The sequence below is a fragment of the Citrobacter freundii ATCC 8090 = MTCC 1658 = NBRC 12681 genome (genome assembly GCF_011064845.1).
In the GTDB taxonomy this organism is placed as follows: domain Bacteria; phylum Pseudomonadota; class Gammaproteobacteria; order Enterobacterales; family Enterobacteriaceae; genus Citrobacter; species Citrobacter freundii.
Genome location: NZ_CP049015.1, coordinates 986,055 through 1,007,837 on the forward strand (window position 1 = coordinate 986,055; position 21,783 = coordinate 1,007,837).

At 48.8% G+C, this 21,783-nt stretch carries 21 protein-coding genes; 10 read left to right on the forward strand and 11 right to left on the reverse strand.

The window, feature by feature from the left end:
* Positions 1-22: 22 nt before the first annotated feature.
* From flhA to G4551_RS04760, 7 genes are read right to left on the reverse strand one after another with little or no spacing between them, the layout of a single operon-like run.
* A complete protein-coding gene (gene flhA / locus G4551_RS04730; protein ID WP_003838865.1) occupies positions 23-2,116 on the reverse strand; it encodes a flagellar biosynthesis protein FlhA in 2,094 nt (697 codons plus the stop codon).
* A complete protein-coding gene (flhB, locus tag G4551_RS04735; RefSeq protein ID WP_003838863.1) occupies positions 2,100-3,239 on the reverse strand; it encodes a flagellar biosynthesis protein FlhB in 1,140 nt (379 codons plus the stop codon). The genes flhA and flhB overlap by 17 nt, the downstream gene beginning before the upstream one ends.
* On the reverse strand, positions 3,229-4,011 hold the full coding sequence (gene fliR / locus G4551_RS04740) for a flagellar biosynthetic protein FliR (RefSeq protein WP_003838861.1): 783 nt from the start codon (positions 4,009-4,011) through the stop codon (positions 3,229-3,231). Before fliR ends, flhB begins: the two co-directional genes overlap by 11 nt.
* A gap of 1 nt (position 4,012) precedes the next feature.
* Complete coding sequence (locus G4551_RS04745) at positions 4,013-4,285, reverse strand: flagellar biosynthetic protein FliQ (protein WP_003838859.1); 273 nt, start codon at positions 4,283-4,285, stop codon at positions 4,013-4,015.
* A 12-nt stretch (positions 4,286-4,297) separates the two neighbouring features.
* On the reverse strand, positions 4,298-5,056 hold the full coding sequence (gene fliP / locus G4551_RS04750; RefSeq protein WP_003838858.1) for a flagellar type III secretion system pore protein FliP: 759 nt from the start codon (positions 5,054-5,056) through the stop codon (positions 4,298-4,300).
* A complete protein-coding gene (locus tag G4551_RS04755; RefSeq protein ID WP_003838856.1) occupies positions 5,053-5,424 on the reverse strand; it encodes a FliM/FliN family flagellar motor switch protein in 372 nt (123 codons plus the stop codon). Before G4551_RS04755 ends, fliP begins: the two co-directional genes overlap by 4 nt.
* A complete protein-coding gene (locus G4551_RS04760) occupies positions 5,417-6,280 on the reverse strand; it encodes a FliM/FliN family flagellar motor switch protein (RefSeq protein WP_003838855.1) in 864 nt (287 codons plus the stop codon). The genes G4551_RS04755 and G4551_RS04760 overlap by 8 nt, the downstream gene beginning before the upstream one ends.
* 594 nt (positions 6,281-6,874) lie before the next feature.
* Here G4551_RS04760 and G4551_RS04765 point away from each other — a divergent pair.
* The 10 genes from G4551_RS04765 to G4551_RS23745 are packed head-to-tail and all read left to right on the forward strand — an operon-like array spanning position 6,875 to position 17,229.
* Positions 6,875-7,861 carry a sigma-54 interaction domain-containing protein gene (locus tag G4551_RS04765; RefSeq protein WP_003838853.1) on the forward strand — a complete coding sequence of 329 codons (987 nt, stop codon included), beginning with the start codon at positions 6,875-6,877 and terminating at the stop codon, positions 7,859-7,861.
* 47 nt (positions 7,862-7,908) lie between these two features.
* The gene (locus G4551_RS04770; protein ID WP_032939102.1) at positions 7,909-8,271 is read left to right on the forward strand and encodes a flagellar hook-basal body complex protein FliE; all 363 of its coding nucleotides are present in this window, start codon (positions 7,909-7,911) and stop codon (positions 8,269-8,271) included.
* 4 nt (positions 8,272-8,275) lie between these two features.
* The gene (gene fliF, locus G4551_RS04775) at positions 8,276-9,955 is read left to right on the forward strand and encodes a flagellar basal-body MS-ring/collar protein FliF (protein WP_003838849.1); all 1,680 of its coding nucleotides are present in this window, start codon (positions 8,276-8,278) and stop codon (positions 9,953-9,955) included.
* Positions 9,933-10,949 carry a flagellar motor switch protein FliG gene (locus G4551_RS04780; protein ID WP_003838846.1) on the forward strand — a complete coding sequence of 339 codons (1,017 nt, stop codon included), beginning with the start codon at positions 9,933-9,935 and terminating at the stop codon, positions 10,947-10,949. The genes fliF and G4551_RS04780 overlap by 23 nt, the downstream gene beginning before the upstream one ends.
* A 3-nt stretch (positions 10,950-10,952) precedes the next feature.
* Positions 10,953-11,663 (forward strand): flagellar assembly protein FliH, encoded by a 711-nt coding sequence (gene fliH, locus G4551_RS04785; protein ID WP_003838845.1) that lies wholly within the window; start codon positions 10,953-10,955, stop codon positions 11,661-11,663.
* Positions 11,656-12,996 (forward strand): flagellar protein export ATPase FliI, encoded by a 1,341-nt coding sequence (fliI, locus tag G4551_RS04790; RefSeq protein ID WP_003838842.1) that lies wholly within the window; start codon positions 11,656-11,658, stop codon positions 12,994-12,996. Before fliH ends, fliI begins: the two co-directional genes overlap by 8 nt.
* Before the next feature lie 2 nt (positions 12,997-12,998).
* On the forward strand, positions 12,999-13,442 hold the full coding sequence (gene fliJ, locus G4551_RS04795) for a flagellar export protein FliJ (protein WP_003838841.1): 444 nt from the start codon (positions 12,999-13,001) through the stop codon (positions 13,440-13,442).
* Positions 13,439-13,843 (forward strand): adenylyltransferase/cytidyltransferase family protein, encoded by a 405-nt coding sequence (locus G4551_RS04800; protein ID WP_003838838.1) that lies wholly within the window; start codon positions 13,439-13,441, stop codon positions 13,841-13,843. Before fliJ ends, G4551_RS04800 begins: the two co-directional genes overlap by 4 nt.
* A 6-nt stretch (positions 13,844-13,849) precedes the next feature.
* Entirely contained in the window at positions 13,850-15,940 is a 2,091-nt protein-coding gene (locus G4551_RS04805; RefSeq protein ID WP_231501075.1) for a glycosyltransferase family 9 protein, read from the forward strand.
* 32 nt (positions 15,941-15,972) lie between these two features.
* Complete coding sequence (locus G4551_RS23745) at positions 15,973-17,229, forward strand: methyltransferase domain-containing protein (protein ID WP_080691858.1); 1,257 nt, start codon at positions 15,973-15,975, stop codon at positions 17,227-17,229.
* A gap of 53 nt (positions 17,230-17,282) precedes the next feature.
* Here the strand turns inward: G4551_RS23745 and G4551_RS04815 are convergent, their stop codons facing one another.
* From G4551_RS04815 to flgM, 4 genes are all read right to left on the reverse strand, one after another.
* Positions 17,283-19,844, reverse strand: coding sequence for a glycosyltransferase (locus G4551_RS04815; protein WP_003838833.1), 2,562 nt, complete (start codon positions 19,842-19,844; stop codon positions 17,283-17,285).
* Between the two features lie 56 nt (positions 19,845-19,900).
* Positions 19,901-20,845, reverse strand: coding sequence for a hypothetical protein (locus tag G4551_RS04820; protein ID WP_032941275.1), 945 nt, complete (start codon positions 20,843-20,845; stop codon positions 19,901-19,903).
* A gap of 133 nt (positions 20,846-20,978) precedes the next feature.
* Positions 20,979-21,407, reverse strand: a complete 429-nt coding sequence (flgN, locus tag G4551_RS04825) for a flagellar protein FlgN (RefSeq protein ID WP_003838829.1) — start codon at positions 21,405-21,407, stop codon at positions 20,979-20,981.
* 12 nt (positions 21,408-21,419) lie between these two features.
* The gene (gene flgM / locus G4551_RS04830; protein ID WP_003838827.1) at positions 21,420-21,707 is read right to left on the reverse strand and encodes a flagellar biosynthesis anti-sigma factor FlgM; all 288 of its coding nucleotides are present in this window, start codon (positions 21,705-21,707) and stop codon (positions 21,420-21,422) included.
* Between the last annotated feature and the right edge of the window lie 76 nt (positions 21,708-21,783).

Genomic DNA, 21,783 nt, shown 5'->3' on the forward strand with positions numbered 1-21,783 from the left:
AATGACACCGCCTCGGCAGGCGTTAACTTAACGCCCCCATGATCTTTAATTCCAGTTCATCCGGAACTTCGTTATAAGACAACACCTGTAGGCCCGGGGCAAACAGGCGCGCATAGCGCGCGAGCAAAGGACGTAACTGCGGCGCGACCAGCAGCACAGGCTCTTTCCCCGCCGCTTTCATCTGTTCTTTTATCTGCGGCATATTGGTCTGAAACTGATTCAGCATATTGGGATCGACCGGCACGCTATCCAGCACCACTTTTCCACTTTGCTGAGCCTGATTCACCACATTCGCCAGCAGATTCTCCAGTTCACTGTTCAGCGTATATACGGCCAGCTCATCTTTGCGCACAAACGGGTGGGTAATGCTGCGACGTAGCGCCAGACGCACATCTGCCGTTAACAAAATATGATCTTTGGTCACGGTGCTACTGGCGACAAGTACGGTGGCTATGGTGACGATATCGCGCAATGACACACCTTCGATAAGCAGCGCCCGGTACACTTTCAAGAGCTGGCTGTAATTCAGCGCTGCGCTCAAATCTTCCGCCAGACGTGGCGCCATAGAAGAGAGGCGGTTATGCAACTGCGTAATATCATCGTAATTAAATAGCTCTGGAATATAGTTACGAATGATCTTATTCACATGCGTCGCAATGACGCTGGCACTATCAATAACCTGGTACCCCATATTTAACGCTTTAGCTTTTTGCGCCGGAACAATCCAGGTGACCGGCATACCATAGGCTGGATCGTGGCCTAAAACACCGTCGATCTCGCCATAGGTTTCACTGGAGGGCAGCGCCATCAGCTTATCTGCGGGAATATCGGCTTCATCGGCCTTGATCCCATTGATAAAAATGGCGTACTGGGTCGGTTTAAGGCGGAAGTTTTCGCGGATGCGAATTTCCGGCAGCAGTACGCCGTTCGTGTCTGAGATCACCTGTCGCACACCGCGAATGCGTTGAGTGAGCGGATTCCCTTTGGATTTATCGACCAACGACACCAGCTTATATCCCAGGCTTAGGCTGATAGGTTCTATTAAGGGGATGGTTTCCCAACTGACCTGCTGCTCGGTGGTTTCAGCGATGGTTTTGGTCAGCGTTTCGAGATTTTTCTCGTCGGTCTCAGCCACCTTCGGTCGCTTGCTCATGCGCCAGGCGGTGAATCCCAGCAGGGCGCTGAAAATCAGGAAGGGGAAATGCGGCATCCCCGGCACCACTGCCAGCACAAACATAATGCTGGTGGCGGTATACAGCACGGAGGGGCTGGCCAGCAGTTGGCTACGCACGTCCGTGGCAATATCGCCGCTGTCGCTTACGCGGGTGACGATGATCGCTGCAGCTGTCGACAACAGCAGAGAAGGGATCTGGGCGACCAGGCCGTCACCGATGGTCATCAGGACGTATTGCTGGAAGGCGGCTTCGGCGCTTAAATCGTATTTAAAGATCCCGATACAGACGCCGCCGATCAGGTTGATAGCCAGGATCATCATCCCAGCGATGGCATCGCCGCGCACGAACTTTGACGCACCATCCATCGCGCCATAGAAATCCGCTTCGCCCGCCACATCTTTACGTCGCGCTTGCGCCTGCGCCTGATTAATCAGTCCTGCGTTCAGATCGGCGTCGATCGCCATCTGCTTACCGGGCATGGCGTCCAGCGTAAAGCGGGCAGAAACTTCGGAGATACGCTCCGCACCTTTGGTCACCACGATAAAGTTAATGATCATCAGAATGATGAACACCACAAAACCGACGACAAAGTTACCGCCGATCACCACCTGACCGAAAGACTCAATCACCTTACCGGCAGCGCCTGCGCCCATATGCCCATGCAGTAACACCACGCGTGTTGACGCCACGTTCAGGGTCAAGCGCATTAAGGTGGTGATCAGCAAAATGGTCGGGAACAAGCTGAATTCGAGCGGGCGTTTTGCGGAAACGGCCACCAGCAGCACCATCACCGCCAGCACGATGTTAAAGGTGAACAGAATATCCAGCAGGGCCGGTGGTAACGGCAGGATCACCATCGCCAGGATACACAGTATGACCAGCGGAATGCCGATGTTACCGTTACGCAGCAGCGCGAGGAATTGTTTAGTTGTTTTCGGCATCCAGTTTAAGAACCTCTTTTGGAATGGAAATATGTCTGTTCAGAGAAGGGCGGGTTTGGGAACCATCACGCCAGTGTTTCATTTGCAGTACATAGGTCAGGACGTGTGCAATCGCCCGATACAGTTGAAATGGGATCTGTTGATTCACCTGGGTGGTGTAATAAACGGAGCGTGCCAGCTTAGGAAACTCAACGATTTCAATATTGCTTTCTGCCGCTACCTGCCTGATATACAGCGCGATTTCATCGGTGCCTTTGGCAACCACGAAAGGCGCTGCGGCGCGTGACTGGTCGTACTGTAGCGCCACGGCATAGTGGGTTGGGTTGGTGATCACCACATCGGCTTTTGGCACAACTTTGCGAATTTGCCCCATCGCCATTTGCCGTTGCAGGCGACGGATCCTGGCCTTAACCTCGGGTTTACCTTCTTGATTTTTATACTCTTCTTTCACTTCCTGTTTCGTCATCTTCAGCCCTTTGGTGAACATTTTTTTCGCCAGAGGGACATCGATCAACGCAAAGAAAACAAACAGGATGACGAAGTTGCGCATGATGCTGCTGTACAGCGCCAGACCATCGCTGATGGCCTGTTTGAAATGAAGCTCTTGTAAGCCGAGAAACGCGGCAACGTTATTGCGTACGCTGATCCATAGCATCACCAGCAGCACTATCGCTTTGAGCGTCATCTTGCCGGTATCCACCAGATGATCGGTAGAAAACAGGCGACCAATACCTTTGAGCGGGCTTAATTTGCTAAAGTCCGGCAAAATTTTCTTCGGCAGGAATAGCCAGCCTCCCGGAACAAGTGAGGCAAACAGCGCGGCAACCGGCATGGGTAACAGCGTCAGGATGAATTTCCCCAGAATCAGCAGATGGTGTTCAAGGAACTGACCGATGATGTCCGGGTCATTAATGTTCTGCGCGTACTGATGCACGCTGATAAAGCTTTCACGCACGAAATCTTCGTACCAGGGAAAGCTGCTGGAGATCACCATAAACGCGGCAAACAGACTGGCGGCAAGCCCCATATCTTTTGAACGCGGTAATTGTCCCTCTTGTCTGGCCTTGCGAAGTTTTTGCGCCGAGGGTTTTTCTGTTTTTTCTTCGCTACTGTTATCCGCCATAGTGCCCCTTCAGCGCGTCAAGCTGCTGTAAGACGAAATTCGCCAGGTGCAAATAGTGGTCGGGCAGGTTGTAAAGCAGAGTCGCAAAGCAGATCAGGCCCGCCAGCATGTTAATGGGAAAACCTAATGAGTACAGGTTGAGCGGCGGCGCAATACGGTTTAGCAGACCAAAGCAGCCCTGAACAATCAGCATGATAAAGGTTGTCGGCAGCGCCAGCAGCGTGGCGGCAGCGAATACCCAGCCCAGCGCCAGAGAAATCGTGCGCAGAGATTGCGGATGCAACGCATTGCCAATCGGCCAGTAAGTAAAGCCTTTGAATAAAATGCTCACCAGCAGCAGATGCCCATCCATGGCAAAAAACAGTATCACCGCGTAGATGTTGATCATTTCCGCCAGTACCGTCGTTGACGCGCCGCTGCTGGGGTCGTTCATCACCGCCATGCTCATCCCCATATTAAAAGAGAGGATTTGGCCCGCCAGTTGTAGCGCTAAAAATAAAAACTGCAGCATCAGGCCGAAAAGTATTCCCCACAGAAACTGCTCCGTGGTCAAAATAATACTGTTCATCGACAGCAGGCTGGTGGGCACCGGGTGGGGGATAAGCGGCGTAATGATAAAGGCCAACGCCAGTGACAAAATAATGCGTATACGTATGGTCAGCGCGGCATTATCCAGTACTGGTGCGTAGTGAATAAACGCCATAATGCGTACGAAGGGAAACCACATTCCCAGTATCAGATTACTTAACTGTGTAATATCGGTTTCGCGCATGTCAGTGCACCAGAATGGCGGCCTGAGTGAACAGATGCACGCAGAGATCGCTCAACTGGACGATCATCCATTTTCCGCAAATACCCAATACCGCGAGGGTGACGATTAGTCTGGGTAAAAAACTAAGTGTTTGTTCGTTAATCTGCGTCACAGCCTGAAAAATGCTGACCAACATACCGACCAGCAGGCTGGGAACGACCAACACACAGACTAAAATGATCACAACTTTTATACCGCTGGCAACGATGTCTGCGGCTACATCAATGGTTAGCATGTCTGATCTCCGTTAGCCCAGTCCCAGACCGCGAATGTTGGAGGTCAGCGTCCCAACGGTCAGCGCCCAGCCATCAATAAGCACAAACAGCATCAGCTTAAAGGGCAGCGAAACGATCAGCGGTGACAGCATCATCATCCCCATCGCCATCAGTACGCTGGCGACGATCAGGTCGATCACCAGGAACGGAATGTAAATCATAAAACCTATCTGGAAGGCGGTTTTGAGTTCGCTTAGCACATAGGCGGGAACGACAATGGAAAGATCCTGATCGACTGCATTCCCTTTCGCGTTGGCGATCTCCATGATCTGCGCTATCGCCTTTTTGTTAGTCTGCGCCAGCATAAAGCGCTTCAATGGCGAGGCGGCAGTGCTTAGCGCGTCGGGGAGCGTGATTTGATCGTTTTCAAAAGGGACAACGGCATGATCGTAAATATTGAGCCAGATTGGGCGCATTACCAGCATGGTTAACGACAGCGCAATGCCAATCAATATGCGGTTCGGCGGCGTTTGTTGCAGCCCTAACGCCTGACGCAGCAGAGAAAGAACAATAATAAAACGGGTAAAACAGGTCATCATCAGCACCAGGGTAGGCAGAATGCCCACCAGGGTCATCAGGATCAAGACCTGGATTTTTACGCTGTACTCCTGGCTATTTCCGTGTGAAATCACATTCAGCAACGGGATATCTCCCCCATGCGCGCAGGCAAAGGGAGAAAGGATGAGTAACGAGATACCCAGTAAGAGCGTGAGTGTTGGCGCGCGTTTCATGGTGCAAGGTCGTTGATTTCATGCGTGTTGAATTCAAGGACGCGCAGGCCATATTTTTCGTTAACCACAACCACTTCAGCCTTACCTAGCAGGATATTATTGACCTTAATATCCAGCGGTTCACCGGCGAGTTTATCCATCTCAATGACGGTGTCGTCATCAATGTTCAGCAGGTCGGCCAGCATCACCTCCACGGACGAAACCTCCAGCGTTAGCGTGACCGGAATACGTTTGAGTAATGACATCGACTCGGAAAAACGGTCTTCTAAACGCGCCACCAGCTTTTCTGTAACAGACGGCGCGGGTGGCGTAGTCGCTTCGGGGGCTAACTCGAAACCTTGCTCTAAAATATCTTCTGGCTTACTCATAGGATTTCTCCGTCTTGCTCGTTAATTCGGACAAAAACAGTTTGTCTTTATCCTCTACGATCAGGGCATTAAATAATTCGGATTTCCCGATATACACAGGGAAAGTATCAGGCATCGCAATCGGTAAAATATCGCCGGGTTTAATCGTCGTCAGGTCGGCAACATTCAGCGGAATTTCTGCAATCTTCACGTTCATGGTTAGCGGCAGCGTATGGATAATTTCTTTGATCAGCGTTTTTTTACGCGTCTCAGCGCTGGCTTTATCAATCTGCTTTTTTTTCTCGCCGTGCTCGCTATGGCGGATTAAATTCAGAATGTAATCGGTATGCGAATCGTCCAGTAAGATGCGGAAACTGCAATTCTCATCATCACCTAATACAAATGTAAGCTGATAAGCCCAGTGGGTTTGTATGGTGCTGCTGTCGGGTTTGAGTGTCAGTGGAATACCGGATATATTTTTATTAAAAATGGTATTACAAATATCCAGCGCCAGTCTGCTTCGCAACCGGATTTCTGTTTTGGTTGGTAAATCATCCTGTGACTTCTCGTCGGCGAGAGATGATGCCAATCCATAAAAGTTACCTAATAACATTAACAATAATGCGCGGTCGATATCAAAGGCCAGATGCCCAACCTGAGAAACTAATAATTCCGCACTTTTATTGATAACATCCATCTCGCAGTGTATTTTTTTAAGTGTTATATTTGTGCGATGTTTTTTCAGGAAGTAGTTTCCAAGATGTGATTCAATTGTATCAAAACTTCCCGTAAACATAGTCGGCAGACGATGATATGGACGTCCAAGCCGGTTTCCTTCAAGTTTAAAGATTCCGGGCGTTTGACTATATTTCAGCATGGTACGCTTTCTCAGCTGTAATTTCTGGGGCGGTTGAATTGATATCAAATCCCGCGGTTATCAAAAGAAATACAAATTCGCTTAATTTATTGTTCATCCTTGACGCTATTCTCATAGTGTTGAAGTCCATTAGATACGAAATACCGTACCCACTCACGTCTATGGAGTAGGGCTGGATATTAGATATTTTACCCCTCTCCTCTGCAAGTTATTAATGGCGTTAGGTTGTAATTAAAAAATAATTAATTACATATACGTGATGTTTCTCGCTTACTGCTTGTCGCAGATTAGGCTTCCCCCTTACGTCTGTTTTTTGCGCTACATTTACCTCAACGTATTGTTTTTAAATGAATAATATTTTTATTATCTTTTAATTTGAGATTGTTAATGGTACTGGTGTTAGTATTTTTTTAGGAAAAACCCTATTTGAAAATAGTCTTCGATAGGGCTGCCCCTTGATGGGGTGGTAAAACATGAGCAAGGATGGGATTAAGACATGGCACGGGCGATATCTATTATTCAATGATTGTGCTTTGGAATGATTTGTATATTTCTCGTAACGGATGTTAACTTTACTTCTAAGTGTAAATAATCATGTTTGAACTTATCGCCGAAGCAGCCTCAAGCATTAATGTTTTTTCAATGGCAAGGCGTATTGCTGCTTTTAATGTTCCTGTACTTATCCATGGCGAAACCGGTACGGGTAAAGAATGTATCGCCAAATTTATCCACTCGATTGCATTTGCGCAGGAGGCTTCAGCGCCTTATATCGGCGTGAACTGCGCCGCTATTCCTGAAAATATGCTTGAAGCAACGCTCTTTGGTTATGATAAAGGGGCGTTTACCGGGGCGGTGGCCACCGTACCGGGAAAGATGGAATTAGCCAATAATGGTACATTACTGCTGGATGAGATCGGTGACATGCCTTTGGCGCTACAGGCCAAAATACTGCGTGTATTACAGGAACAACAGGTTGAGCGTTTAGGCAGTAACCGTCTAATCAAATTAAATTTTCGTTTAATCGCCTGCACCAATAAGAATCTTGAAGAAGAGGTGGCCGCAGGACGCTTCAGAGAAGATCTCTATTATCGCATGTCAGTGATTCCGTTGACCATGCCGCCTTTGCGCGAGCGTATGGAAGACATTATTCCGCTGGCGGAATCCTTTATTAAAAAATACTCCACAGTGCTGGTAAAAAATATCAAGCTTTCTGAATCGTCACGCCGGGCGTTACTGAGCTATGCGTGGCCGGGTAATGTGCGCCAACTGGAGAACGCCATTCAACGAGGAATGATCCTTAATCGTGATGGCGTCATTTATCCCGATACGTTAGGCCTGCCATCCATTGAGTCCGATTCCTGGAGCGAGCCGCAATGGCAGCCAAAACCCACTGCGCAAATCACCACCAGCGACAATCTGGGCCAGCATGGTCGCAGCGCGCAATATCAATATATCGCTGACCTGATGCGCAAATATCAGGGTAATAAAACCAAAATCGCTGATTTATTAGGAATTACCCCACGTGCGCTTCGTTATCGTCTGGCATCAATGCGAAAACAGGGAATAGAAATCTTTTCCTGAATCAGTCTGTGGTACCGAGAACGCTTTTCTAATTTTAAGAGTAGGTCATGAGCATAAATACGATAGCCCCAGCCAGTACGATGCAGACGCAAATGATGCAGGACATGCAGCAGATGAAAGCGGTCGCACAAGCCCCTGTCCTTTCGCCGATGCAGATTAACGCCGTAGGTGCGCAGTCTGCATCATCTCCGGTTTCGTTTGACCGTGTTATGCAGGGCGCGCTCAACCATGTTGATCAATTTCAGCAGAGTGCAGAGCAAAAACAAACGGCCATCGAGATGGGGAAAAGCGATGACCTGGCGGGGGCGATGATCGCCAGTCAGCAGGCATCGTTATCGTTTTCCGCGCTGGTGCAGGTACGTAATAAAGTCGCTTCCGGATTCAACGACCTGATGAGCATGTCAGTCTAACGCTATGAATGAACTAATAAAAAAAGTAACTCAGTTTTTACCCTCGTTCTCTTTCAGGCTGGATGGTAATAAACGCCTGGCATTACTGGCGGCAGCGGCTATTGCGGCCACCGCCATTATTGTCAGCGTGTTGTGGAATGGCAACCACGGCTATGTTTCGCTTTACGGTAGCCAGGAGAATATCCCGGTTTCGCAGATAGTCACCGTGCTGGATGGTGAAAAACTGGAATATCGCATCGATCCGCAAAGCGGACAAATTCTGGTTCCGGAAGAGACTTTGTCTAAAACGCGAATGACGCTGGCGGCGAAAGGCGTGCAGGCCATGCTGCCCAGCGGCTATGAGCTGATGGACAAAGACGAAGTGCTGGGCGCCAGCCAGTTTGTGCAGAACATTCGCTATAAGCGGAGCCTGGAAGGCGAACTGGCGCAAAGCATTATGACGCTGGATGCTGTAGAGAGCGCCCGAGTGCATCTGGCGCTCAATGAAGAGAGTTCCTTTGTCGTCAGCGACGAGCCGCAAAACAGCGCCTCGGTGGTGGTGCGTCTGCATTATGGCAGCAAGCTGGATCTCGACCAGGTGAATGCCATCGTGCACCTGGTATCCGGCAGCGTGCCTGATTTGAAAGCTGCGCAGGTCAGCGTTGTCGACCAGGCGGGGAATTTATTGTCCGATGGTATTGGCGCGGGTGAAGCGGTTTCTGCGGCGACGCGTAAGCGCGACCAGATCCTCAAAGATATTCAGGATAAGACCCGCGCCAGTCTCGCAAATGTTCTCGACTCGCTGGTCGGAACCGGTAACTACCGGGTAAGCGTGATGCCGGATCTCGATCTGAGCAATATCGACGAAACCCAGGAGCATTACGGTGACACACCGAAGGTGAACCGTGAAGAAACGGTGCTGGATAGCGATACCAACCAGATCGCTATGGGGATCCCTGGCTCGCTGAGTAACCGTCCTCCGTTGGCGGCAAATCAGGTGGCGAATGGCACCAATGGAACCGCGCCAGAGGAGTCTCACCAGCCAGCCGCACTGTCAAAGCACAGTGAGAACAAGCGCGACTACTCGTGGGATCGTAGCGTTGAGCATATCCAGCATCCTGGTTTCGACATTAAACGTTTAAATGTGGCCGTGGTACTTAACCAGAGCGCGCCTGCGTTGAAGAACTGGAAACCGGAACAAACCACGCAATTGACGGCACTGTTAAATAACGCCGCCGGGATTGATGCCAGGCGTGGCGACAATCTGTCCTTATCGCTGCTTAATTTTGTGCCGCAGTCGATTCCCGTCGAGCCGGTGGTCCCCTTATGGAAGGATGACAACATTCTGGCCTGGGTGCGTCTGATTGGTTGCGGCCTGCTGGCTCTGCTGTTGCTGCTGTTTGTTGTTCGTCCGGTCATGAAACGGTTGACCGCCGAACGTCGCCGGACGTCGACGCCAGAGCTGGCGCTGGACGCCGCACCGATCGCGATTCCTGCGGACAAACCCCATTTTGCGGCCGCTGAAGATGAGCGCAAAAATATCGAACTGCCTTCTTTCCCTGGTGACGACAGCCTGCCTTCGCAGAGCTCCGGTCTGGAAGTGAAGCTGGAGTTCCTGCAAAAACTGGCGATGAGCGACACCGATCGCGTAGCTGAAGTTCTCAGACAATGGATTACCAGCAATGAGCGAATTGACAATAAATAACGGCAGCAACAACAGCTACCTGGAACAGGCCGCAATTTTATTGCTGTGTCTGGGCGAGGAGGCGGCAGCTACGGTGATGCAAAAACTCAGCCGCGAAGAGGTGGTTCGCCTGAGTGAAAACATGGCGCGTCTGTCTGGGGTAAAAACCAGCATGGCCAAAAAAGTGATCAATAACTTTTTTGATGAATTCCGTGAGCAGAGTGGTATCAACGGCGCATCGCGTTCCATGCTGCAAGGGATCCTCAATAAAGCGCTGGGCACAGAAATCGCCAGTAGTGTGATCAACGGGATTTACGGTGATGAGATCCGTTCGCGGATGGCGCGTTTACAGTGGGTGGAACCGCGCCAACTGGCGATACTGATCTCAGAAGAGCATTTGCAGTTACAGGCCGTATTCCTTGCCTTCCTGACGCCAGAGATCTCGGCCACGGTACTGTCTTACATGAATGAGTCGGTGCAAAACGAGATCCTCTACCGGGTTGCCAAACTCAACGATGTAAACCGCGACGTCGTGGATGAGCTGGATCGTTTGATCGAGCGTGGGCTGTCGGTGCTTTCCGAACATGGTTCGAAAGTGAAAGGGATCAAGCAGGCCGCGGATATCGTTAACCGCTTCCAGGGGAACCAACAGGTGATCCTCGATCAGCTGCGCGAACGCGATGAAGATGTTCTCGAACAGTTGCAGGACGAAATGTACGACTTCTTTATTCTGAGCCGCCAAAGTGACGAAGTGCGCCGTCGTCTGCTCGACGAAGTGCCGATGGAAGACTGGGCAGTGGCGCTGAAAGGTACCGAAGCGCTGTTACGCCGTTCGATTTATGCCGTGATGCCTAAGCGTCAGGTACAACAACTGGAGGCGATAACCTCACGTCTGGGGCCGGTTCCGGTGAGTCGTATTGAACAGATACGCCGTGAAATCATGGGAATTGCCCGCGAGCTTGAGGAAGCGGGTGAAATTCAGCTACAGCTGTTTGCTGAACAGACGGCGGAGTAACACATGGCGATTGAAACCATTCGTGGTCGTTACCGGCTGCATCGTTTTCCCCCTCGCCAGCGCCATCTCCAGGCTGAACAGCTTACGCCGGGGATCACACCGGCGGATTATCAGCGCCAACTGATGGACGGCTTCCAGGAAGGGCTGCAAAAAGGTTTTGAACAAGGGATGACAGAAGGCCAGGAGCAGGGCTTTCAGGAAGGTCATCAGAAGGGACACGATGAAGGCCGTCGTCAGGGATACACTGAAGGCAGCCTGGCCGGGCAGCAGGAAGGGCGCAAGCAGTTTGAACGAGCCGCCCAGCCGCTGGAGGCTATCTCCGGCAAAGTGAATGACTATCTGGCGCACGTTCAGCGCAAACAGCGGGAAGACCTGTTGCAGCTGGTTGAAAAGGTTACCCGCCAGGTGATTCGTTGTGAGCTGGCGCTGCAACCGACACAGCTATTATCGCTGGTCGAAGAGGCTATTTCGGCCTTTCCGGCGATGCCTGAGTCGCTACAGGTGCTGCTGAGTAACGAAGAATTTAACCGCATTAAAGATGCCGCTCCTGAGAAGGTCGCTGCATGGGGACTGACGCCATCTCCCGATCTGCAGGCGGGCGAATGCCGGGTGATTACCGATAAATCCGAGCTGGATATTGGCTGCGAGCATCGACTCGAGCAATGTATGTCGGCACTCAAAGAGTCGCTGCTGCCGGAGCCGACGGGTGAGTGATCTTTCCAGCTTCGACAACGCGCTGCGTTCCATTGAGTCGATCCCTTTAGCCCGGGTTGCCGGACGACTGGTGCGCGTGAACGGCATTTTGCTGGAGAGCGTGGGCTGTCCGCTGGTGACAGGCCAGTTGTGCCGCGTTGAAAGCGCCAACCATACGCTGATCGACGCGCAGGCGGTGGGATTTAATCGTGATATCACCTACCTGATGCCCTTCAAACACCCCGTCGGACTGATGGCGGGCGCACGCGTATTCCCCGAAGAAAAAGCTCAGGAGATCCTGATTAGCGAAAGCTGGTTGGGGCGGGTGGTCAATGGCCTGGGCGAACCGCTGGATGCCAAAGGCCGTCTGACCGGCAATGATGTGCTGCCGCCGCAGGCACCGTCTATCAACCCCCTCACGCGTCGGTTGGTGAATCAACCGCTGGATGTGGGTGTAAAAGCAATCAACGGGTTGTTAACTATCGGCAAAGGCCAGCGCGTAGGATTGATGGCCGGCAGCGGCGTGGGAAAAAGTGTGCTGTTGGGGATGATTACCCGCCAGACCAAGGCCGACATCGTGGTGGTGGGGTTAATTGGTGAGCGTGGCCGCGAGGTGAAAGAGTTTATCGATCATTCACTGGGCGCGGAAGGGTTGGCAAAATCTATCGTCGTCGCGGCTCCGGCGGATGAGTCGCCGTTGATGCGTTTGAAAGCCACCGAACTTTGCCACTCTATCGCCGCCTGGTTTCGCGATCGCGGACATCACGTTTTACTGCTGGTGGATTCGTTAACCCGTTATGCCATGGCGCAGCGCGAGATTGCGCTGTCGCTGGGGGAACCTCCGGCGACGAAAGGCTATCCGCCATCGGCGTTCGGCATGATCCCTAAACTTGTGGAAAGCGCCGGCAACAGCGAAAGCGAAGGCTCAATGACCGCCATTTACACGGTGCTGGCGGAAGGAGACGATCAGCAGGATCCGATCGTTGACTGCGCGCGCGCGGTGTTGGATGGACATATCGTGCTGACCCGTAAGCTGGCTGAAGCCGGGCATTATCCAGCCATCGATATTGGGCAGTCGATCAGTCGATGCATGACGCAGGTTACGCCCAACGAACACCAACAGTCGGCTCGTCTGCTAAAACAAAACTACGCCGCTTATATGGAAATTAAGCCGCTGATCCCGTTGGGGGGCTATGTTGCCGGAGCCGATCCCGGCGTTGATAAAGCTGTCAAAGCGTTCCCCGCTATCGAGCGTTTTCTGCGTCAGGAGGTGAGTGAACCCGCCTCACTTGAGCTGGTGCAAAGTCGCTTACAGGTCCTTTTCCCCCAGGCAAAGAAAACGGAGGGTAAATAATCATGCGACAAATTATCGATACCCTGGCGCAATTGCAGCGCCTGCGGGATAAATCAGTCAAAGACATGACGGTCCAGCTGGCTAAACAGCAGCAGGTCTGTACCGGCTTTGACAATAACATCAAAGCACTGGGCTACCTGATTCAAAAAACCGGCACTGGCGTAGAGGTCCCTTCCGTTGAATCTCTCAAAAACGTGACCGGATATAAAGGCACGTTACGCACGGTTATTGCCTGGCAAGAGCAGGAGAAAACGCTGGCAAAAATTAAAGAGCAGCGTATTCAAAAAAATCTGGTTGCCGCGGCCTGCGAAGAGAAAATTGTCTCTATGACGTTGGCAGATAAGCGTTACGCGCTGAGCAATGAAGCGCAGGTAAAAGAGCAAAAAGCCGTTGATGAAATTGCTACGCAGTGCTGGTTAAGGCAGAAGACGCTGGGAGTGGTATGAAAACGATCATTACGTTCGGCACGTTTGATGTTTTTCATATCGGGCATCTGCGTATTCTGCAACGTGCCGGGCAGTTGGGGGATCGACTGATTGTCGGTATCTCTTCAGATGCGCTAAATATGCAGAAAAAAGGCCGAGTGCCGGTTTACAGCCAAAGCGATCGCATGGGGATTATTGCCGGACTGAAATGTGTGGACAGCGTGTTTCTCGAAGAGTCGCTGGAGCAAAAAGCGGACTATATTCGCCAGTTTAACGCCGATACGCTGGTGATGGGCGATGACTGGGCAGGGCGCTTTGATAGTTTGTCGTACCTGTGCGAGGTGGTCTATTTCCCCAGAACACCATCTATATCCACCACCTCGATTATTGAGGTAATTACCAACCAAAATTCAAATCTATAAAATAATATGAAAATAAGACTATTCATTGAAACTAAAGAAGTTACGCTGCCGCTTCAAATGTCTAATTTTATTCAAGGTATGGATGGAGTGGTTAATATATTATTTACTTGTTCTGATAAATTGAGTGGGAAATGGCTGGGAGAGAATTCAAATCTTGTTCTTAAATATAATGAATCAACTTTACTGTCTGCGCTGGATAAAATATCGCAAGTGCTCATTAAACACTCGCCAACGACACTAGATATCCATGTTGCACTGGCTGAAAGCTATAATTTACTTATTCCGTTATTAATGAGGTTAAATGCTCTTCGGTCGTTAATCCATCTTCATGTTTATGAAGGAGAGATGGCTGAACTCGTTGCTGCTTCTGCACTTGAAAAAACCCCTGTAAATGTATTAGATAAATTAACTTCTGGGTATGCTAATGCTATAAATATTGCGTTAAATAAAAACCATCATATACCAAAAGAGGATTGGAATATTGCTGCCGGGTATGCATGGCATAAAGTATTAACAACAACATATTATCTACAGGAGAATAGCGCATTTAAAAAATCAATGAAGTTGCCTTGTAGTAATGTGCCGATAGTTGATGAGCGTAAAATAACGGATTTTCTGGAACTATTCAAGATACCATTTAGTATTTATTCTCAATTAAGAAAAATAAGCTCGTCATCTCTACTATTACTCAGCACTTCGCCTCGCTTTCCCTCTATGAAAAAACAACATCAGGAAGCGCTTGTAGAAGTTATCCTTCATGCAATAAATGAATGTGCAATTACTAAAGATAAAATTATACTCTTTCGTGAACAAAAAGATGGGGAAGTTGATAGTGAAATATTACGTCGATTAGGCTACATGGTGATCAAGCTCCCAGATTTAATCACCGTCAATTTATTAAAGGTTTTACAAATATTACCTGTAACCGTTGCCGGATGTTTTTCCGACGAACTGTATCAAGTGCCAGAGCAAAATATTCTCTTTTTGCTAACAACAAACTTACCAAAGGAGACTGATAAATACGTTAGTCAGATCAATCTCGATAGTAAAAAAAATTATTATGTAAATGAGTTGGGGGGTGTTAAAACCGGCTCGTTTAAAAAAAGGCTGTTCTATTGTCCTGGATCTATGGGGGATGCGATCTACGCTTTAGGTTGCCTGACTGCATTTAGAGAACATTATGATGAGGAATTTATCTTTATTGCACATAAATTATATCATGATCTCATCATTTCAAGTCCTATGGTTTCCCAATATTGGGATGCTAATGCATTGACAGAAGAAAATATTATTGATGCTGAGATAGCGCGTCAGGAAGATAAATTTCATTTTCTTGGCCGCTGGGAAGATATTGTTGCATCTCGACATATGACGGATGCATTTATCGGTGATGATATTCAAAACCATTCCTTGAGCAATAAACAGCCTATTATATCATTGGTATCATTAGATAAGAGCAATGTTGATGATTTTATTCAGGTTAATGGATTGCAGAAAGAAAAAATAGTTTTATTGCATCCTAATATTGGTTCTCCGAATAGGACGTGGACCGAAAAAGGATGGAATCAGCTCGCGAAATATTTTATTGCTGCAGGCTGGAAAGTTATCATTATTGGCAGCGATAATAATAAGTATCAGGAGAAGAAGATGATGGATATAGATATCCCAGAGGCTATCGATTGCATTAATCAGTTCTCTATGCTTGAGATGATTTATCTGATGGAACGCTGTCAGTTGCTGGTTGCGTGCGACTCTGGCCCAGTTGCGCTTGCTGGACTCACATCAATCGCAATTTGTGGGTTGTACTCCATTATTCCGGCCAAATATCGATTGCCTTACAGGAATGGAAGGTATGGATGGAATGCTATGGGTATTGATACGGGATGCCAGTATGGTCAATGCGGACACCTGATCATGAGTCCGCAATTCTTTAAAAACAAACTAGGTAAAGAATTTATGCCACCACGAGGTGATGAGTTTTCTATCTGGTGTCCAAATGATAAAAAATATCGATGTTTGAAGAAAATTACTGCTGAATATTTTTGGCATCAGATTCAATTATTTTTGAACTCTGATAGCTATGTGGGCAATTTTTAGATGTTTAATTAACTACATTATATGGAGTAATTATGGGTTTTTTAGGGCGATTTCCTTTACACAGAATTGTTGAAGAGCACCAGGTGACACATCTGATTGAAACTGGATACGGTATTGGGAATTCATGTCGAATGGCATTATCAGCTGGTTTCAATCATGCGCTATCTTGTGAGATCTATCAACCATTATATGAAAAAGCATTACAAGAAAAAAATGACAGCATTACGATTTTTCCCGATGATAGTTTATCATTTCTGAATTTGGAACAAGTCAATGGGATTTTGAAAAATCATCGTAGTCTTGTCTTTTTGGATGCGCATTATCCTGGTTCTGATTACTGCAACGAAAAATATCATAGCGACGAATGGGATAAAGATATTCGCTTGCCGCTTATTAACGAGTTGCGAGTGCTGAGAGGTAAAATTGACAATGCAATCGTTATTATTGATGATTGTAGAATATATCTAAAAGATTTTGCAGTAACAAGTGGTACTTTACCCGAATATGCCGATCATGGGTTCGATAATGCCAGTGAGTTTATTGAATTATTAGAAAGTTTTGCCGATACTCACGCCTTATACTGGTATGCTGAAGACACCGGATACGCTGTTTTATGGCCACATGCTTTAGCCGGGGAAGTGATCAAACCTCTAATTTTACCTGGCGATATTACCAGTCAATTTCTGATTAATCGGGGGGTTGTGGGTACGACCAGTATGTCTGTAAATCGCCGACTCATGGATGCCCGGTTTACTTCTCGTTGGTTTGTAGGTGCTGGATTGGATATCGGTGGTGGGCCTGACAGTATTGGTATTTACCGATCGCTTTTCCCACTAATGAGAACTGTGACTGTTTATGACTTACCACAAGGTGATGCCCAATATTTAGACAATGTTAGTGATAATAGTTTTGACTTTGTGTATTCTGCACATTGCCTGGAACATGTGGTTGACCCGTTTGTCGCTATCAATAATTGGATGCGAGTACTTAAACCAAATGGTCATCTCATTATTACAGTTCCTGATGAAGATATGTATGAGCAAAAAGTATGGCCATCGACTTTTAACTCCGACCACAAGCATACTTTCAGTATTTTCAAGAAAAATAGTTGGTCACCCGTTTCGATAAATGTATTGGAATTGATTCAGGCGATAACTACAAAGCATGATGTTCAAAAAATAGAATTGCTTAACCATAGCTACTTAGCAGGGCTTCCTCGATTTGATCAGACACGCACACCATTTGCGGAAAGCGGTATCGAGATTGTTATAAAAAAAACGCCCCAGTAAAATAAAAAACCACCGATTTAACGGTGGTTTTAATAGCTGGTTTATATCAGGGATTAGTTAAACAGTTTTTTCTGTAAACTATGTAAGAGAGCATTTGTATGGACACTATCTGCTTCCGTAAGTAATGCCACGATCTCTTTAGCGGCCCTTTGCCCTGCCTGGCCATCCATAAACGCATCACAATAATGGTGGCGAATTTCGGCTAACGGTGCTTCAAGCGCAGTCCAGTCAAATGCATCAGACAGCGCACTGCGCAACGCCTGTATATCCTGGGCTACCGGGAGAACGTCGCGAATACGTTGATCGGCGCTGTCTGGGGTCGAGAAACTTTGTTGGCCATCCAGCAGCGAGGTCATCTCTGGCCAGCTCAGTAAAATGACGCGTTTATTCATATGAATGGCATCAAAAATAAAGCCGCTGCTGTCCGTCAGGACGTAATCTGCCTGCGCCATAAGCGCCAGCAGGTGCTGCGGATCGTCAATTCGGTTTTTTAAGTAGCGCTGTGCCAGCACCAGCGAGGCACTTTCTTCCGGCCTGTGCAGAGTGCCATGGTGCAGTTTGGTGACGACGTTGTATTCATGGCTTAATCGGCTGAGCTGTTGTGCCCAATGGGGGAGCGAGCTTAGCGCGCCATAGGTTGGTGCATACAGGATGGTCTGCTTTTTCGCATTTAGCTTCACGCTTTTTGGCAGTGCGGTATCGTAAGTATGGTTATGCCATTCATCGAAACGGGGATTACCCACCACTTTGGCGCTGCCGCCAATATCAACCGCGTGCTGGCTATAGTGGCTGTAGCAGAGAATTCGATGATAAAAGGCATTCCACCAGGCATGATTCCATGCTTCTTTCGCCAGTCCATACATCGTCCGTACATGGGTATCCGCCAGCCCGTTCAGTAACGGGGTGTAATAAGGGCTGACAAGACATTTGAAGCGTTGACGTTTCTCAATCACCGCAGAAAGACGCGTTCCGCCCAACAGGGGATCGTTAATGGTTTTAATTGTTGCGGTCATTTCATCCAGAAACGACGCGTGTATTTTGTCGCTGACCAATAGAGAGCAGGTGTGCCCCATCGCCTGTAGCGCGGTTATGATCGGGCGATAGACCGCGTAGTGCAGCGACGTTTCCATATAGAAACCAATAGCATCTGTTCGGGGGGCAGTAGAAGGGAGCGGGGCATCAGTCAGTGCGTTGACGGCATCGGTTTTCTTATTGATTTTATTGAAGTAGTAGCCAATATTATCGGTTTCTTTTTTCTCGATATCGCTATAACCTGGGCGCTGATAGCAGATACTCGGATAGCAGGAAAGCCATTTTCCGTCACGTAGCAGCGGCTGCCACTGTCCTTCGAGGGTCTCTGAAAGGTCATATTCCATTTGCTGAGCCAGAACCGGGTAATAGCTGTTGTTAACCAGATAGGCGCACACCTTATTGCAATCGCGGGCATGAATCATCCCAGTCAGGCTTTTTAATATGCTTCCGCGTTTAATTTCACCGCCGAGGAGAATGACCTCCCACGGAAATTTAGGCAGGGCATTAAGCAGCGAGCTAAGTACCCGAATATGTTTTTCTTGTTTCAGAATAACGGCGTCATCTTCAAGCAGCAGGTAATTTTTCCATCCCATTTGTTGTGCCAACTTGAGTGCCCGAAGATGGGATTGACGGCGACCAATCTGGCCGTTAGTGGCAACTGACGCGGCAATGCGGGTGATCTTTTCCTCTGGGTAATTGAGAAACCCCAGCTCTTGTTGGATGTGCGCTAAACGATCCGGGCGTGAGTCCAGGTTTACGATCACCACCTGATCGATATAATCCCACTGGATCGGTTGATGATGAGTAGCGTTATGCAGGCTTTGATACCAGTTTTTCAGCATCGGGTCGGTAATCGCCTGCGCCAGCGGGGTTTCCAGTGGCTCGCTGCTTCCCAACACAAAGTCTTTGTCGAACGTATTTTGGCTGTGTGAGATACAAATAATGGTACGTTCACCCGGCAATTGCAGCGGGTTCGCGGTGAACTGGTTAGTGAATCCCTTTTCTTCACCTAAATTACACTCATCATCATAGCGGTGGTTCTTCAGGTAATTACGATGGTAACAGAAAGTGCCGTTGAGAATATTTTGTGGGCCAAAGCTGCGTGTTTTGAATATCCGGTTGATGTGGCTGTACCAGATGGGGATTTGATCGGAACCTGAAATCAACGCCCGGTGGCGCTGCATCATGTCGATGGTGTAAGAGATTTTATCCGCTGGATAATAGTCATCATCATCCATACAGAGAATATATTCACCTACCGCCAGCGCATTGAGCATATTGCGCTTTTTACCCAGATCGAGCTTTTCCGGGTGGTAGATATAACGAATATTATATTTCTCTGGGTGGTTCTGCGTTAGCCGGTCAATGATCGACTGATGGCTTTGCGGAGAATCATCCAGGATCACCAGTTCCCGCCGGTCAGCAGGGTAGTCCTGATAACGGAACATATACAGCAAATAAGGTAAGAAAACGCCGCGGTTCCATGTTGGCGTGATAACGCTGACAAACGGTTTTTCGCGGCCAGTGTCGAGCGTTTTAACGATGCCAGTCAGGGCGGAACGTGCTTTAGAGGATTCAGACATGGTGATGTGTATTCGCGGTTCGAAAAAGGACCGGGCATTCGCCCGGCCAACAGGCACTAACGTGTAATCAGGGAGAACGCCGAGAGCAGTGGATCTCCCGGAAGCATGTCCAGAATATGCTGACGTAACGAATGGGCATTCTCGCCGTTGCGCCACGCTTCAAACAACGCGAAAAGGGCGTAAATTTCGTCATGGTTTAGCGCAGAATCATCCATCGTCCACAGGCAAAACAGAGTGCGAATCATAAAGACGTCAGCCGCCAGCCAGAAGAAACGCTGCAGTGTGCTTTCACTCTCATGCTGTGGGAAGGTGTCGTGGTACAAGCGATAAATCAGATAGTTGCTGAAAATCCATGCTTCTTGAGCGAAATGGCGCTCCCAGGTCTGCAGCCACTGATCCTGTAACTGCTGCTGAAGCATGGCTTCACTGTTCGCATCCTGCAGCATCAGCAGGCTGACCTGCAGAGGTAATGTGAGTTTACGCGTACTTTCCGGCAGCAGATCCCAATTGAATTCACAACCGCCCATACGGGTAATTAATTCACGCTGTAGCTGGGGCAGGCTGGGCAGTTGCGCAAATTGCTCCTGCAGTTTTCCTTCCTGTACATGGCCTGCGAGGATCTGTGGCAACGATGCCAGCTTTTCCAGCACCGCTTCACTATCGCCTGGGCATTTTTCGGAAAAAGAGAGCATGATCCCCAGCGCATACAGGCGCAGCTCCGGCGATAAACCTGGAAGTGTGATGGTATGCAGAGCGGATTGATTCAATACCTGATCGCGTGGGGATAGCGCCGGGCTGTCCGGGTTGGCCGCACATTTTGAATGATGCAAGACAAAGGTATTGGGAGCGCCTAATGCAGCCTGACAGCTGGCCGGATCGGTTAAGACCAGACTCTGACGCACTTCCGTTTTCCAGCACAGGTTAACCCGTAAAGCGGAATCCGGATGGCGGGATAAAAACAACCGGACAAAGTCAGGTTCATAACAATCAATCATACTCATAATCTGTTCTCAGCAATCCCAATATTCAAAATCTGTTTATGACATTGCAATATCCATGCCTGAATTTTAATTCATTTATATCAATTAGTTAGGTGAAGCGCGGAAAGCAGGTTTCCGCGTCAGGGAAGGGCGTTTAGCGCTGGTAAATAAAATCCGGCTCGGTACCTAAAAAAGCCTGAATAAATTCATACTGGCGGATCAGCAGATCGCCGTTTTTTTCGTTGTACGCCTTGCAGCGTTTCGCTTTTAGCTCAAGGCTTTGCCACCAGCCCTCTGCGGCACTTTTCTGCACGCCCGGCAACCAACTAAAGACCTGCTCTATTCCTGCACGATTGACGCTTACGCCCAGCAGTTGCAGGATCGAACGGCGCTGTTGGCTGCTGTTTTGCAACTGCTCATAATGCTGTTGAATAAGTTCATTGATGGCCAGCAGCTTGTCGCTGTCGCGACGGATCATACACAGACGTTGTTGTTCCAACTGGTGTCTGAGCACGTCATACCGCGTTCCGTCTTCACGAATGCCCTGAAGCAGAGTTTTCACCTGCTGTAGCCTGGTGCTCACTGTTGTAGCCTCTTATTTCTGGAAAAAGCTGAGCATGTCCCCAGCCAGTTGATCGGTATCAACCTGCAAATCGCCTGAGGCCAGCATGGCCTGCATTTGCGCCACTTTGTCGTAATCAACGTCACTTTGCGTATCACTGTTCAGCGTTTGCTGCGCCGTTTGCAATCCCGCCTGAGTAATATCATCGGCGGAAAGCGATGCGGAACTGGACGTGCTCGTCTGCACGCTGCTCTTGTCTGCACGTGCCTGTTCGGTTGTCGATGCAGGGCGATTGCCAGGCAGACTCGGGGTAATTTTCATAGCAACCTCGTACATATTCCGTTGGGTTGGTTATCTGTTATTGACTAAAAGCGGCGGCAATAGAGGAAAACTTTAA

Excerpts from the sequence above, each read along its gene's own strand:
- G4551_RS04815 (WP_003838833.1), bottom strand. The coding sequence starts at position 19,844 with ATGTCTGAATCCTCTAAAGCACGTTCCGCCCTGACTGGCATCGTTAAA.
- G4551_RS04770 (WP_032939102.1), top strand. The coding sequence starts at position 7,909 with ATGAGCATAAATACGATAGCCCCAGCCAGTACGATGCAGACGCAAATG.
- G4551_RS04800 (WP_003838838.1), top strand. The coding sequence starts at position 13,439 with ATGAAAACGATCATTACGTTCGGCACGTTTGATGTTTTTCATATCGGG.
- fliR (WP_003838861.1), bottom strand. The coding sequence starts at position 4,011 with ATGCGCGAAACCGATATTACACAGTTAAGTAATCTGATACTGGGAATG.
- fliF (WP_003838849.1), top strand. The coding sequence starts at position 8,276 with ATGAATGAACTAATAAAAAAAGTAACTCAGTTTTTACCCTCGTTCTCT.
- G4551_RS04745 (WP_003838859.1), bottom strand. The coding sequence starts at position 4,285 with ATGCTAACCATTGATGTAGCCGCAGACATCGTTGCCAGCGGTATAAAA.
- flhB (WP_003838863.1), bottom strand. The coding sequence starts at position 3,239 with ATGGCGGATAACAGTAGCGAAGAAAAAACAGAAAAACCCTCGGCGCAA.
- G4551_RS04760 (WP_003838855.1), bottom strand. The coding sequence starts at position 6,280 with ATGCTGAAATATAGTCAAACGCCCGGAATCTTTAAACTTGAAGGAAAC.
- fliJ (WP_003838841.1), top strand. The coding sequence starts at position 12,999 with ATGCGACAAATTATCGATACCCTGGCGCAATTGCAGCGCCTGCGGGAT.
- fliH (WP_003838845.1), top strand. The coding sequence starts at position 10,953 with ATGGCGATTGAAACCATTCGTGGTCGTTACCGGCTGCATCGTTTTCCC.
- G4551_RS04755 (WP_003838856.1), bottom strand. The coding sequence starts at position 5,424 with ATGAGTAAGCCAGAAGATATTTTAGAGCAAGGTTTCGAGTTAGCCCCC.
- flgM (WP_003838827.1), bottom strand. The coding sequence starts at position 21,707 with ATGAAAATTACCCCGAGTCTGCCTGGCAATCGCCCTGCATCGACAACC.
- G4551_RS23745 (WP_080691858.1), top strand. The coding sequence starts at position 15,973 with ATGGGTTTTTTAGGGCGATTTCCTTTACACAGAATTGTTGAAGAGCAC.
- G4551_RS04805 (WP_231501075.1), top strand. The coding sequence starts at position 13,850 with ATGAAAATAAGACTATTCATTGAAACTAAAGAAGTTACGCTGCCGCTT.
- G4551_RS04820 (WP_032941275.1), bottom strand. The coding sequence starts at position 20,845 with ATGAGTATGATTGATTGTTATGAACCTGACTTTGTCCGGTTGTTTTTA.
- G4551_RS04780 (WP_003838846.1), top strand. The coding sequence starts at position 9,933 with ATGAGCGAATTGACAATAAATAACGGCAGCAACAACAGCTACCTGGAA.
- fliP (WP_003838858.1), bottom strand. The coding sequence starts at position 5,056 with ATGAAACGCGCGCCAACACTCACGCTCTTACTGGGTATCTCGTTACTC.
- G4551_RS04765 (WP_003838853.1), top strand. The coding sequence starts at position 6,875 with ATGTTTGAACTTATCGCCGAAGCAGCCTCAAGCATTAATGTTTTTTCA.
- flhA (WP_003838865.1), bottom strand. The coding sequence starts at position 2,116 with ATGCCGAAAACAACTAAACAATTCCTCGCGCTGCTGCGTAACGGTAAC.